Here is a 12,733-nt window from a genome sequence, read left to right as displayed (position 1 = left end):
GTGGAGCGGTAGTTCAGTTGGTTAGAATACCTGCCTGTCACGCAGGGGGTCGCGGGTTCGAGTCCCGTCCGTTCCGCCACTTATTAAGAGCCCTGAGCTAACGCTCAGGGCTTTTTTCTTGCCTGCTGTTCCATTATTGCTTATTTCGCAAAAATCCTCTGCGTTCTACGATCTTTTTCCGCATAAAAACAACCGCGATAATCCCTCCTCAGTTAACGACACAACAATTAATGAGGAACTCAATGACAATCCCTGCATTTGGTTTAGGTACTTTTCGCCTGAAAGACGATGTTGTTATCGCATCGGTCAAAACAGCGCTGGAACTGGGCTATCGTGCAATTGATACTGCACAAATCTATGATAATGAAGCGGCTGTTGGTCAGGCGATTGCCGAAAGTGGCATCCCGCGTGGCGAGCTGTACATCACCACCAAGATCTGGACTGAAAATCTCAGCAAAGAGAAGCTGATCCTGAGTCTGAAAGAAAGTCTGGAAAAACTGCGCACTGATTATGTGGATCTGGCATTGATCCACTGGCCGTCACCAAACGATGCGGTATCTGTCGAAGAGTTCATGCAGGCGCTGCTGGAAGCAAAAGAGCAGGGACTGACGCGCAAAATCGGTATTTCTAACTTTACTATCCCGTTGATGGAAAAAACCATTGCCGCTGTCGGCGCAGAAAACATTGCGACTAACCAGATTGAACTGTCTCCGTATCTGCAAAACCGCAAGGTCGTGGATTGGGCAAAACAGCATGGAATTCACATCACCTCTTACATGACGTTGGCTTATGGTAAGGCACTGAAAGATGAAGTGATTGCCCGTATTGCCGCTAAGCACAATGCGACTTCGGCGCAGGTGATCCTTGCATGGGCAATGGGAGAAGGCTACTCCATAATTCCTTCTTCTACTAGACGTGAAAATCTGGCAAGCAACCTGCTGGCGCTCGATCTGCATCTGGATGCCGAAGATAAAAAGGCGATTGCCGCACTGGACTGCAACGATCGCCTTGTCAGCCCGGAAGGTCTGGCGCCAGAGTGGGACTGATCGACTAATCCTCTCTCTGTATCCTTAACCCTCTTTTACAGCTCCTTCGGGGGCTGTTTTTACATGATCGCTGAGAAAATCGATAAATGCCCGAATGCGGGTACTGACCGCACGATCGCTGTAATAAACGGCACTGAAAGGCATCTCTACCGGTAGGCGCTTATCGGCCATCAGCTCCACAAGCTCTCCCCGCGCGATTTCTTTATCAATCATATAGTCAGACAGGCAGGCGATCCCGTTACCACTCAGACAAAGCTGCTTGAGCGTCTCACCGCTATTTGACGACAGACCGCTGCTGATTTCATGGAGTTGCCCGTCGCTACATGCTACAGGCCATGTATTGAGCGAAGCCGGTTCAGTGAATCCGAGACATAGATGCTGTTTTAACTCTTCAATGGTTTCGGGTTTGCCAAAGCGGGCAATATAATCCGGCGACGCGATAATCTTTCGATAACTGGTAAAGAGCGGGCGGGCGCGCAGGCTTGAATCGGTCAGCGTCCCGGCACGTATGGCGACATCGACCTTTCGTTCAATCAGATTGATGAATGTTTCTGAGGAAACCAGTGATAGCGTCATTTCTGGATAACGCTCGCGAAAAGGCTTAACCAGCGGCATCAGAAAGTGCAGTATCACCGGCGTGGCGGCGTCAATACGCAACAGGCCGCGTGGAGTGCTTCGCGTTTCCATCACCTCCGTTTCAGCGGCGGCCATGTCTTGTAGTATCGACTGCACGCGACGAAAATAACGTTCGCCTTCTTCCGTCAGACTCAACTGGCGTGTTGTGCGATTAAGCAGACTCACGCCCAGTTTCATTTCCAGCTTTTTGACCGCCCGGCTGACCGCAGAATTCGCCTGTCCAAGTTGCTCCGCAGCGCGGCTAAAGCTACCGCTTTCGACTACGGCAACAAATATCACGAGTTCTTCTGATGTAGCTTTCATTTTTGCACCTGAAGCAAAATTACATTGATATTTTGGCTATTTTTTCATTAAAACACCCTGGGCTGTTGGTTTCAATCTGCGCGTGAGGTGTGGTGGCCGGAGAGCCTGTTCTGACGGCGTTAACCTGTGATCGATTGGATAGGCCAGTTCGCGTTGTTCCTGGTTAAATTTACGGAGGTAAGCGCTTGCTTACAAAACAATATGTAACTGCTCGTTGAAAGTGTGAGCTAAAATCCCTATAACAGAATAACCAGTCCGTGCCCGGGCTGGTTGACGTTACAGAGGTTTTAAAGTCAAACGTGCGAAAAAATACTTATGCCATGCGCTATATTGCCGGACAACCCGCCGAGCGGATTTTACCGCCTGGGTCGTTTGCGAGTATTGGCCAGGCATTACCCGCCGGAGTGCCGTTAAGCAGTGAAGACCGCATTCGGATTCTGGTGTGGAATATCTTTAAACAGCAGCGGGCCGAATGGTTATCGGTGCTGAAAAACTTTGGCAAAGATGCGCACCTGGTTTTATTACAGGAAGCGCAAACCACGCCCGAACTGGTGCAGTTTGCGACCGCTAACTATCTTGCCGCCGATCAGGTTCCCGCTTTTGTGTTACCTCAGCATCCTTCGGGCGTTATGACGCTTTCTGCTGCTCATCCCGTCTACTGCTGCCCGCTGCGCGAACGTGAGCCTATCTTACGTCTGGCGAAGTCAGCGCTGGTGACCGTTTACCCTTTGCCTGATACGCGATTGTTGATGGTGGTAAACATTCACGCCGTTAACTTCAGTCTTGGGGTGGATGTGTATAGTAAGCAGTTACTTCCTATTGGCGATCAAATTGCGCATCACAGTGGCCCGGTGATTATGGCTGGTGATTTCAATGCCTGGAGCCGACCACGAATGAACGCGCTGTATCGCTTTGCGCGCGAGATGTCCCTGCGGCAGGTGCGTTTTACTGACGATCAGCGCCGACGGGCGTTTGGCCGTCCTCTTGATTTTGTGTTTTATCGAGGTTTGAACGTTAGCGAGGCTTCCGTACTGGTCACGCGCGCCTCCGATCATAACCCGCTACTCGTTGAATTCAGTCCCGGCAAACCTGAGCAATAAGGTGTGTCAGGTCTGCCGTGGGGCAGGCCTGAAGTGGTGCTGCCCTTTATTTTGCAAACAACCAAAGGACAACACGATGACAACACACTCCCACCATGACAACGTCGAAAAGCAGTTTGGCTCTCAGGCAAATGCCTATTTAACCAGCACCGTTCATGCTTCTGGTCGTGACTTACAGCGACTGGCGGAACGGCTGTCCTCTTTTCCACATGCCAGCGTACTGGATATGGGATGTGGCGCCGGGCACGCCAGTTTTATTGCTGCGCAGAACGTAAAGCAAGTGGTGGCTTACGATTTGTCTTCGCAGATGCTTGAGGTCGTCGTACAGGCGGCGAAAGAGAAAGGTTTAGAAAATATCGCGACCCGACAGGGGTATGCTGAAAATCTGCCGTTTGAGGATCACGCCTTTGATGTTGTGATTAGCCGCTATTCTGCACACCACTGGCATGATGTTGGGCAGGCACTGCGTGAAGCCAACCGGGTCCTGAAAGCGGGCGGCGTGTTGATTATGATGGATGTGATGTCGCCTGGGCATCCGGTGCGCGATATCTGGTTACAGACTGTAGAAGCGTTACGCGACACTTCTCATGTACGTAACTATTCCAGCGGTGAGTGGCTGTCCCTGGTTAATGATGCGAATCTGATTGTCGATACGCTGTTAACGGACCGCTTACCGCTGGAGTTCAGTTCATGGGTAACGAGAATGCGTACGCCTGCGGCGCTGGTTGAGGCTATTCGTTTGTATCAGGAGAGCGCATCCGCGGAGGTAAAAGCGTATTTCGCTTTGCAGGAGGACGGTTCGTTTACCAGCGATACGATTATGGTTGAGGCGCATAAAGCGGCATAAATAAAAAAGGCACTGGGGGGAAACCAGTGCCTTTTCTGAGTCATGCTATCAGGAGTCAGGTGTGCTGCTGTTCTTCACAAACAACGTTAGCTGATCGCCTGGTTGCAGATTTGCTGTATCGCTGTTCCAGCGCATCACATCTTTGATGTTCACCCCGTGACGTTTGGCGATACTCGAAAGCGAATCACCTTTCCGCACACGATAAGTAATGCTATCGCTGTTGTTGGCCAGACGCTGTGCGCTACTGCCTGCGCCAATCGTCAGACTTTGGCCCACTTTCAGGTTAGATCCGCGCAGACTATTCCACTGCTGCAAATCTTTCGTGCTCACGCCAAGGCGTGCCGCGATGCCGGAAAGCGTATCGCCAGAGCGAACTTTGTAGCTACGGCTGTTCAGCGGCGTATTGTCTGCGACCAGCGTAGACTGTACGGCAGCAATTTCGCCTGAAGCCAGAGACTCACGCAGTTGTTCTGCATGCATCTTTGGCACCATCACGTACTGTGGACCGCTAACGCCTAGCGTAGAGCCCTTCACGCCAGCATTAAACGCCTTCAGCTTGGTGACGGACATGCCCGCCATATCTGCAACCTGCGCCATCTCAACCGGGCTGCTCAAACGAACGCGCGCCAGCGCACGGCTTTCGTCTGTGGTTGGCAGACGCACGCCATAGCGTTTGCTGTTTTTGAGAATATCGCTCAATGCCAGCATTTTTGGCACGTACAGCTTCGTTTCCTGAGGTAACGAAAGCGACCAGAAGTCGGTGGCTTTGCCACGCGCCTTATTCGCTTTGATTGCCTTCATCACGCGACCTTCGCCGCTATTATAAGCTGCAACGGTCAACAGCCAGTCGCCATCAAACATCTTATTCAGACGCTGCATCATGTCTAACGCGGCCGTTGTGGAAGCCACAACGTCACGACGCGCATCATAATTGCGGGTCTGTTTCAAACCATAATTGCGCCCTGTGCTCGGAATGATCTGCCAGATGCCTGCGGCATTGGCGCCAGACGTTGCGTGAGGGTCAAAAGCGCTCTCCACTATGGGTAGTAGTACCAGTTCCATCGGCATGTTACGTTTCTTAACCTGCCCGGCTATCCAGTACATATACGGCTCTGCCCGTAAAGTTACATCGTGGAGATAGCTCTTATTGCGTAAATACTTCTGTTTCTGTTCGCGTATCCGGTTGTTCTCCGGAATTCCCATCTTTAGCTCGTCGCCAATGAAAGCCCACAAGTCTTGATCTGGCGCGAGAGACGTCCCATCGTCCATCCATCGTGCCTGACTCGTAAACTTTCCTGCTTCCCCTTGACCAGCTGCAGAAAGGCTCTGTGCGTGCTGTTGGACGTTGCCAGTGTTCTGAGACGACTGGCACCCCACAAGCAGGACAGAGGCGAGTAATATCGCTTTTGCCTTCATGTGTGTGTCAATAGTTGCTTAAAAGACGACCGATCATAACGGCGAAGTTCGCCAATGACAAGTAGGAATTGTCAGAAGCTGTCTTTCTTTGACCTTAACCAGGCAAAACGCTCTTCAGGTTGTTGCAACTTTGTTTCTTTGTTTATTTCATTAATTAAATCAGGATCTTCCGTTCTCAAAAAAATATTATTTTTCCGCTCATTTTTCAGAATTACGGGGAGTGTAATTTGGTTTTTTGCGCGTAACTCATTAACTTTACGATAATATTCATTTATGAACGAATCGTGCGGTAGGATGCTCAATGCAAACTTCATGTTTGCTAAAGTATACTCATGTGCGCAACAAATCAGTGTATCGTCATGAAGGGCGCTGATTTTTTTAAGTGATTGATACATCTGTGATGCTGTACCTTCAAACAGGCGTCCACAGCCTCCAGAGAAAAGGGTGTCGCCGCAGAAAAGGTAAGGATGGCTAAAGTAACAGATATGTCCTAAAGTGTGACCTGGTGTGGCAAATATACTAAATTCATGCCCTAAAACGAGGGCGCTATCGCCATCTTTGACTACGCGCGTGGTTCCCTTATCTTGTGTTTCTGCCGGTCCGTAAACCACTACGTGCGGAAAATGTTGAAGAAGTTCTTTCACGCCGCCAACATGGTCGTGGTGATGGTGAGTGAGGAAAATCGCTTCCGGCTGCCAGTTCTTCTCTTTGATGGCATTTAGCACGGGAGCCGCTTCGCCAGGATCAACGATCAGGCAACGTCCTTCATTATTACTCAGAACCCAGATGTAATTGTCCTGAAATGCGGGAATACTGTTAAGATTCATAAATTACCTCTTAGTGCGTAGCGGAAGGTTGTGATGAAACCGGCAAGGATCCCTCAAACAGTCATAGCTCCCCATCGCTGGGGCGATTTGCCCTGGGGTGAATACTATCGTGAGGCGCTGGAGCATCAGCTTAACCCGTGGTTCGCCAAAATGTATGGTTTTCATTTGCTTAAAATTGGTAATTTAAGCGCAGAAATCAACTCTGAAGCGTGCGCCGTTTCTCATCAAGTCAATATTTCCCTGCAAGGCGCGCCCGTCCAGGTTCAGGCCGATCCCTTACATCTTCCCTTTGCCGATAAGTCTGTTGATGTTTGTCTGTTGGCGCATACGCTACCGTGGTGCGTCGACCCACATCGGTTACTGCGTGAAGCCGACCGGGTGTTAATTGATGATGGCTGGCTGGTTTTGAGTGGTTTTAACCCGATTAGCCTGATGGGCCTGCGTAAGCTGGTGCCCGTCTTGCGTAAATCTTCACCTTATAACAGCCGGATGTTTACGCTGATGCGCCAACTGGACTGGCTCTCATTATTGAATTTTGAAGTGCTGCACTACAGCCGTTTTCATGTTTTACCCTGGTCAAAGCAAGGTGGAAAGCTGCTGAGCACGCATATTCCGGCGTTGGGCTGCCTGCAACTGATTGTGGCGCGTAAGCGAACCATTCCGCTTACGCTTAACCCGATGAAACAAAATAAAAGCAAAGCGCGGATTCGCCAGGCCGTGGGCGCGACCCGGCAATACCGTAAGCCAGACGCTTAAGCCTCTGCCTGATAGCCAACGTCTTCCTGCGTAGGATTCATCGCTGCCGCACGCGCCAGCTCATCGCAACGTTCGTTTTCAGGATGGCCGGCATGGCCTTTTACCCATTCCCATTTGATTTGATGTTGGCCCAGCGCGGCATCAAGGCGCTTCCAGAGATCGACATTCTTTACTGGCTTTTTCTCTGCTGTTTTCCAGCCGCGCTTTTTCCAGTTGTGGATCCATTGTGTAATTCCCTGACGGACATACTGGCTGTCCGTGCTTAATGTGACTTCACAATGTTCTTTTAACGCTTCCAGCGCGACGATGGCCGCCATAAGCTCCATGCGATTGTTAGTTGTGAGGCTATATCCTTCACTAAAGGTTTTTTCATGGCCGCGATAGCGTAAAATAGCGCCATAACCACCTGGACCTGGATTTCCCAGGCAAGAGCCATCGGTGAAAATTTCTACCTGTTTAAGCATCTCTGGTAGACTTCCTGTAATTGAAATCGATCGTAAAACGACAAGTCTGACATAAATGACCGCTATGAGCACTGCAATTACACGACAGATCGTCCTCGATACCGAAACCACCGGTATGAACCAGATCGGCGCCCACTACGAAGGCCATAAGATCATTGAGATCGGTGCAGTCGAGGTCGTGAACCGCCGCCTTACCGGCAATAACTTCCACGTCTATCTAAAACCGGACCGACTGGTGGACCCGGAAGCGTTCGGCGTACACGGTATTGCGGATGAATTTCTGCTTGATAAACCCGTTTTTGCCGATGTGGTTGACGACTTCCTGGAGTATATCCGTGGCGCGGAACTGGTGATCCATAACGCATCGTTTGATATCGGCTTTATGGATTATGAGTTCGCCAAACTCAGTCGTGGTATTCCGAAAACAAGCGAGTTCTGCAAAATCACCGATAGCCTGGCGATGGCGAGGAGGATGTTCCCCGGCAAGCGTAACAGCCTTGATGCGCTTTGTTCACGCTATGAGATAGATAACAGCAAACGTACGCTGCACGGCGCATTGCTCGATGCCCAGATTCTGGCCGATGTCTATCTGGCGATGACCGGTGGGCAAACGTCGATGGCCTTCTCAATGGAAGGGGAAACGCAGCAACAGCAGGGTGAAGCGACAATCCAGCGTATTGTCCGCCAGGCCAGCAAGTTACGCGTTGTTTTAGCGACTGATGAAGAGCTGATGGCGCATGAGTCGCGTCTCGACCTGGTGCAGAAGAAAGGCGGAAGTTGCCTCTGGCGGGCGTAATTCGGGGTTTTACGACGTAAAAATAGCCGTCCGGGTGATTTTTACAGCAAACGATTCAAAACGTGAGAAAAACCGTTGACGAGGTGCGAGGCAATCCGTAATATGCGCTTCGTTCCCAAGAGGAACACAACGCGGAGCGGTAGTTCAGTTGGTTAGAATACCTGCCTGTCACGCAGGGGGTCGCGGGTTCGAGTCCCGTCCGTTCCGCCACTATTCAGAAAGCCTGAATCAGAAATGATTCAGGCTTTCGTCGTTTTAGCCTTCAACAAAAATTATCCTTCTCTGTAGAAATGCCAGAATCGTTGCAGAGAAGGATGAACAATCATCAGCGTAACGTGAATGGGTCGGCGTCCTGCCATGCCGGAAATTTCTCGCGGTATTCCCGTAACGCCGTGAGCGACAGGTCTGCATCAATACGTGTCGCCTGATGTGGCTCGGCGGTGGCGATAATCTCTCCTTGCGGGTTAATCACCCGGCTGTCCCCACGGTAATGGTGCCCGTTGCCATCAGTGCCAACACGGTTGCAGCCTGCTACATAGGCCTGGTTTTCAATCGCGCGTGCGGTGAGCAGCGCCTGCCAGTGTAGCGAACGTGGAGCAGGCCAGTTCGCTACATACAGCGCCAGGTCATAATCATTAAGATTGCGGGACCATACCGGAAAACGCAGGTCATAACACACTAACGGTAGAATACGCCAGCCGCGCCATTCAACGACAACACGTTTATCGCCCGCCTGGTAATGATGATGTTCATCCGCCATGCGGAACAGATGGCGTTTATCATAGCAATGAACGTTGCCGTCAGGTTCAACCAGTAAAAAACGGTTTACCGGGCCACGTTCGGTTTGCAACGCAGCGCTGCCCGCAATCAGGGCATCAGTCTGTTGTGCTTTGGCCTGCATCCAGTCGATCGCATCTTCTTGCGGGAGTGACTGAAGTGCGGCTTCCATTGCAAAACCGGTGGTAAACATTTCAGGTAAAACAATGACGTCACGTCCGGTGATGGTTTCCAGCAGTCTGTCAAAATGACGTAAATTGGCCGGACCGTCCATCCAGACCAGCGGTTGTTGCAACAGGGTAATTTTCAAACCAGGCACGATCGGGGCTCCTCGTTGAACAGCATTTTTACACTGTAGCATGAGCATCAACGAAAATGTGGCAATAAAAAGCCCCGCAGAAGCGGGGCTTTCAGGGGAGATGAGGATTAAGCGGCTTCTACTTTACGCACTTGCTTCTCTGGCAACTTTACCGGCTGAGTCGCCAGCGCGTCGGCATCAAAATCATCAACGTTAATGCTGCGCAGACGGCTTTCTTCCGCTTTCACCAGAATGGCGGCTTCATCGTTATCAATCAGCCCTTTTGCTAGCGCGTTATGCGCCAGTTCATCCAGACGGGTAAACGGCAGATTTTTACCCAACTCTTTGCAGATCCGCTGGTGGATAGGATCTGCTGCTATCACGTCCAGCAGCGCTTCTTCCAGCAAGCCGACCGGGTTATGCTCGCTCGGCGTCAGGTATTGACCGCGACCGATACGTGAACGGGTTGCGCTCGGTACTTGTAGAATCTGCGCGACCTTATGATCCAGCTTGTCGGAAGGGGCAAGGTAGTGACGACCGGTTGGGAAGATCACCACGTTCAGCAGACCCGCAACAAAACGGTTTGGGAAGTTTTGCAGCAGTTCATCCATCGCTTGCTCCGCCTGATACAACGCATCCTGTACGCCCCAGTGCACCAGCGGCAGATCGGCTTCGTTACGGCCTTCATCGTCATAGCGTTTCAGCACGGCGGAGGCCAGATACAGCTGGCTTAAAATATCGCCCAGGCGTGCGGAAATACGTTCACGACGTTTCAGGCTACCGCCCAACACCGCCATTGAGACATCAGACAGCAGGGCCAGGTTGGCGCTCAGTCGGTTAAGGTGCTGGTAATAACGTTTCGTTGCGTCGCTGGTCGGGGTGTAGCTGGTCAGGCCGCGGGTCAGACCGAGCCAGAAGCTGCGTACTTTGTTACTACCGACATGGCCGATATGTTTAAACAGCAGATTGTCGAACGCATTCACATCGTTGCTTTGCGCGGCGGCCATCTCTTCCAGAACATACGGATGGCAGCGAATCGCCCCCTGACCGAAGATCATCATGCTGCGGGTCAGGATATTCGCACCTTCAACGGTGATGGCGATAGGCGCTCCCTGGTAAGAACGCGCCAGGAAGTTGCTTTCGCCGAGCATAATGCCTTTACCACCGGTAATGTCCATTGCGTCGATGATGGACTGCTGGCCGCGATGGGTACAGTGGTACTTGACGATAGCTGACAGCACCGCCGGTTTTTCACCCAGCATAATGCCGTAGGTAATCAGTGACGCTGCGGCGTCCATTACGTAGGCGTTACCGGCAATGCGCGCCAGCGCCTCTTCAATACCTTCCATCTTGCCGATAGAGATTTTGAACTGGCGACGAATATGGGCATATGCCCCGGTTGCCAGCGCGACAGATTTAACCCCGCCGGTCGAGTTGGACGGCAGCGTGATACCACGGCCTACCGACAGGCATTCCACCAGCATACGCCAGCCCTGGCCTGCCATCTTCGGCCCGCCAATGATGTAGTCGATTGGCACAAAAATATCTTTGCCGTGCGTAGGTCCGTTCTGGAACGGTACGTTCAGCGGGAAGTGACGGCGACCAATTTCTACGCCAGGCGTTGAGGTCGGGATCAGCGCACAGGTGATACCCAATTCTTCTTCGCCACCCAGCAGTTTTTCCGGGTCAGAGAGTTTAAAGGCCAGGCCCAGCACGGTCGCGATAGGGGCCAGCGTAATGTAACGTTTGTTCCAGGTCAGGCGCATACCCAGCACCTGCTGGCCTTGCCATTCGCCCATGCAGACGACGCCGGTATCAGGAATTGCGCCCGCATCGGAGCCCGCTTCCGGGCTGGTCAGCGCGAAGCAAGGGATCTCCTGACCACGCGCCAGACGCGGCAGGTAATGGTTTTTCTGCTCTTCAGTACCGTAGTGTTGCAGCAGTTCACCTGGGCCTAATGAGTTAGGTACGCCCACGGTAATCGCCAGAATCCCGGAAACGCCGGAGAGTTTTTGCAGCACGCGAGACTGCGCATACGCCGAAAACTCCAGGCCGCCGTACTCTTTCTTGATGATCATCGCGAAGAAGCGATGCTCTTTCAGGTAGTCCCACAGCTCCGGCGGCAGATCGGCTAATTCGTGCGTGATCTGGAAATCATTCGCCATACGGCAGGCTTCTTCTACCGGGCCATCCAGGAACGCCTGTTCTTCAGCGGTCAGATGCGGTTGCGGATAGTTGTGCAATTTTTTCCAGTCAGGTTTGCCCTGGAAGAGATCGCCTTCCCACCATGTTGTACCGGCATCAATGGCCTCTTTCTCCGTGCGCGACATCGGCGGCATCACTTTACGGAAGCTACGAAACGCTGGCGCAGAGATCATCGACTTACGCATCGGCGTAACGTTAAACGGTACGAGGATAATGGCCAGAGGAACCAGCACCCAGATAGACCACAGGCCAGCAACGCCCAGCGCGGCTGTCCATGCGAGTAAAATCAGGCTGCTGAGGAATAAGCTCACGCGGTGATAAAACAGCGCGCCGAGCAGAACAACCGTTGCGAGAATACTCAAAATCATCATAACGAAAAGCTCCCTTGCTTGTAGGAGGTCTGACCACTTGTGATGATATGGTTGTAGTGGATGTCATTTCTTTTAGCAATGTGTTTACAAAATAATTACAACGAAGCTCACATTGTTGCCGTTTTCACCGGCACAAAAAATCAAAAGCCAGCGGCATTCCTGTGGCTTGTGCTTCTCGCTTTCTGCGCTATCCGGTACACTGCATCTGTCAATTACATTCATGCTGAAGGATATCCTCATGTACCAGGATCTTATTCGTAACGAACTGAACGAAGCGGCGGAAACGCTGGCCAATTTTTTAAAAGATGAAGCCAATATTCACGCTATTCAGCGCGCGGCGGTCCTGCTGGCAGACAGTTTTAAAGCGGGTGGCAAGGTACTTTCCTGCGGTAACGGCGGCTCTCATTGCGACGCGATGCATTTTGCCGAAGAGCTGACCGGTCGCTACCGTGAAAACCGTCCAGGCTACCCGGCGATCGCTATTTCTGACGTCAGCCATATCTCCTGTGTCAGTAATGATTTTGGTTACGACTATGTTTTCTCTCGCTACGTTGAAGCGGTTGGCCGTGAAGGGGATGTGCTGTTAGGGATCTCAACTTCGGGCAACTCTGGTAACGTGATTAAAGCGATTGCCGCAGCACGCGAGAAGGGAATGAAAGTCATCACCCTGACCGGGAAAGACGGCGGTAAAATGGCAGGGACGGCGGATATTGAAATTCGCGTGCCGCATTTCGGTTATGCTGATCGTATTCAGGAAATCCATATCAAAGTGATTCATATCCTGATCCAATTGATCGAAAAAGAGATGGTTAAGTAAGCGGATAATTCTTTACTGTGTTTTTGCCGGATGACGACGTTAAAGCGTCTTATCCGGCCTACATTTGATTTGTC

General features: G+C 51.6%; 12 protein-coding genes and 2 tRNA genes. 8 read left to right on the top strand and 6 right to left on the bottom strand.

Features of this window, described 5'->3' with window-relative positions:
- Positions 1-2: 2 nt before the first annotated feature.
- Both OGY62_RS06435 and dkgB read left to right on the top strand, forming a co-directional pair.
- Positions 3-79 (top strand) — tRNA-Asp (locus tag OGY62_RS06435).
- A gap of 163 nt (positions 80-242) precedes the next feature.
- Positions 243-1,046 carry a 2,5-didehydrogluconate reductase DkgB gene (dkgB, locus tag OGY62_RS06430; protein ID WP_286459380.1) on the top strand — a complete coding sequence of 268 codons (804 nt, stop codon included), beginning with the start codon at positions 243-245 and terminating at the stop codon, positions 1,044-1,046.
- 24 nt (positions 1,047-1,070) lie between these two features.
- Here the strand turns inward: dkgB and yafC are convergent, their stop codons facing one another.
- Positions 1,071-1,985, bottom strand: a complete 915-nt coding sequence (gene yafC / locus OGY62_RS06425; RefSeq protein WP_012133790.1) for a DNA-binding transcriptional regulator YafC — start codon at positions 1,983-1,985, stop codon at positions 1,071-1,073.
- Positions 1,986-2,284: 299 nt separating this feature from the next.
- Here yafC and OGY62_RS06420 point away from each other — a divergent pair, with 299 nt between their 5' ends.
- The gene (locus OGY62_RS06420) at positions 2,285-3,085 is read left to right on the top strand and encodes an endonuclease/exonuclease/phosphatase family protein (protein ID WP_024130650.1); all 801 of its coding nucleotides are present in this window, start codon (positions 2,285-2,287) and stop codon (positions 3,083-3,085) included.
- 76 nt (positions 3,086-3,161) lie between these two features.
- Positions 3,162-3,932 carry a class I SAM-dependent methyltransferase gene (locus OGY62_RS06415; RefSeq protein ID WP_286459378.1) on the top strand — a complete coding sequence of 257 codons (771 nt, stop codon included), beginning with the start codon at positions 3,162-3,164 and terminating at the stop codon, positions 3,930-3,932.
- A gap of 48 nt (positions 3,933-3,980) precedes the next feature.
- Here OGY62_RS06415 and mltD read toward each other — a convergent pair whose 3' ends face one another.
- Together mltD and gloB are read right to left on the bottom strand one after the other, a co-directional pair.
- Positions 3,981-5,348, bottom strand: coding sequence for a murein transglycosylase D (mltD, locus tag OGY62_RS06410; RefSeq protein WP_286459377.1), 1,368 nt, complete (start codon positions 5,346-5,348; stop codon positions 3,981-3,983).
- 71 nt (positions 5,349-5,419) lie between these two features.
- Positions 5,420-6,175: a hydroxyacylglutathione hydrolase gene (gene gloB, locus OGY62_RS06405; RefSeq protein WP_286459376.1), complete on the bottom strand. Its 756-nt coding sequence runs from the start codon at positions 6,173-6,175 to the stop codon at positions 5,420-5,422.
- A gap of 33 nt (positions 6,176-6,208) precedes the next feature.
- Here gloB and OGY62_RS06400 point away from each other — a divergent pair, with 33 nt between their 5' ends.
- Positions 6,209-6,931, top strand: coding sequence for a class I SAM-dependent methyltransferase (locus OGY62_RS06400; protein WP_012133785.1), 723 nt, complete (start codon positions 6,209-6,211; stop codon positions 6,929-6,931).
- On the opposite strand, the gene rnhA is transcribed toward OGY62_RS06400, so the two are convergent.
- Positions 6,928-7,395 (bottom strand): ribonuclease HI, encoded by a 468-nt coding sequence (gene rnhA / locus OGY62_RS06395; protein ID WP_012133784.1) that lies wholly within the window; start codon positions 7,393-7,395, stop codon positions 6,928-6,930. The genes OGY62_RS06400 and rnhA overlap by 4 nt on opposite strands.
- A 64-nt stretch (positions 7,396-7,459) precedes the next feature.
- On the opposite strand from rnhA, the gene dnaQ reads away from it, so the two are divergent.
- Together dnaQ and OGY62_RS06385 are read left to right on the top strand one after the other, a co-directional pair.
- Complete coding sequence (gene dnaQ, locus OGY62_RS06390; protein WP_286459375.1) at positions 7,460-8,191, top strand: DNA polymerase III subunit epsilon; 732 nt, start codon at positions 7,460-7,462, stop codon at positions 8,189-8,191.
- A 133-nt stretch (positions 8,192-8,324) separates the two neighbouring features.
- A tRNA-Asp gene (locus OGY62_RS06385) sits at positions 8,325-8,401 on the top strand.
- A gap of 115 nt (positions 8,402-8,516) precedes the next feature.
- Here OGY62_RS06385 and OGY62_RS06380 read toward each other — a convergent pair.
- A complete protein-coding gene (locus OGY62_RS06380; RefSeq protein ID WP_047458766.1) occupies positions 8,517-9,287 on the bottom strand; it encodes an amidohydrolase in 771 nt (256 codons plus the stop codon).
- Positions 9,288-9,394: 107 nt separating this feature from the next.
- Entirely contained in the window at positions 9,395-11,842 is a 2,448-nt protein-coding gene (fadE, locus tag OGY62_RS06375) for an acyl-CoA dehydrogenase FadE (RefSeq protein ID WP_047458764.1), read from the bottom strand.
- 238 nt (positions 11,843-12,080) lie between these two features.
- On the opposite strand from fadE, the gene lpcA reads away from it, so the two are divergent.
- The gene (gene lpcA, locus OGY62_RS06370; protein ID WP_024130646.1) at positions 12,081-12,659 is read left to right on the top strand and encodes a D-sedoheptulose 7-phosphate isomerase; all 579 of its coding nucleotides are present in this window, start codon (positions 12,081-12,083) and stop codon (positions 12,657-12,659) included.
- Positions 12,660-12,733: the final 74 nt, after the last annotated feature.

It is taken from the genome of Citrobacter sp. CK198, assembly GCF_030333295.1.
Taxonomy (GTDB): Bacteria; Pseudomonadota; Gammaproteobacteria; order Enterobacterales; family Enterobacteriaceae; genus Citrobacter_B; species Citrobacter_B koseri.
The sequence above is the reverse complement of the archived record's forward strand: the minus strand, read 5'-3'. Positions and strand labels throughout refer to the sequence as shown.

Excerpts from the sequence above, each read along its gene's own strand:
- dkgB (WP_286459380.1), top strand. The coding sequence starts at position 243 with ATGACAATCCCTGCATTTGGTTTAGGTACTTTTCGCCTGAAAGACGAT.
- yafC (WP_012133790.1), bottom strand. The coding sequence starts at position 1,985 with ATGAAAGCTACATCAGAAGAACTCGTGATATTTGTTGCCGTAGTCGAA.
- OGY62_RS06415 (WP_286459378.1), top strand. The coding sequence starts at position 3,162 with ATGACAACACACTCCCACCATGACAACGTCGAAAAGCAGTTTGGCTCT.
- mltD (WP_286459377.1), bottom strand. The coding sequence starts at position 5,348 with ATGAAGGCAAAAGCGATATTACTCGCCTCTGTCCTGCTTGTGGGGTGC.
- gloB (WP_286459376.1), bottom strand. The coding sequence starts at position 6,175 with ATGAATCTTAACAGTATTCCCGCATTTCAGGACAATTACATCTGGGTT.
- OGY62_RS06400 (WP_012133785.1), top strand. The coding sequence starts at position 6,209 with ATGAAACCGGCAAGGATCCCTCAAACAGTCATAGCTCCCCATCGCTGG.
- rnhA (WP_012133784.1), bottom strand. The coding sequence starts at position 7,395 with ATGCTTAAACAGGTAGAAATTTTCACCGATGGCTCTTGCCTGGGAAAT.
- dnaQ (WP_286459375.1), top strand. The coding sequence starts at position 7,460 with ATGAGCACTGCAATTACACGACAGATCGTCCTCGATACCGAAACCACC.
- fadE (WP_047458764.1), bottom strand. The coding sequence starts at position 11,842 with ATGATGATTTTGAGTATTCTCGCAACGGTTGTTCTGCTCGGCGCGCTG.
- lpcA (WP_024130646.1), top strand. The coding sequence starts at position 12,081 with ATGTACCAGGATCTTATTCGTAACGAACTGAACGAAGCGGCGGAAACG.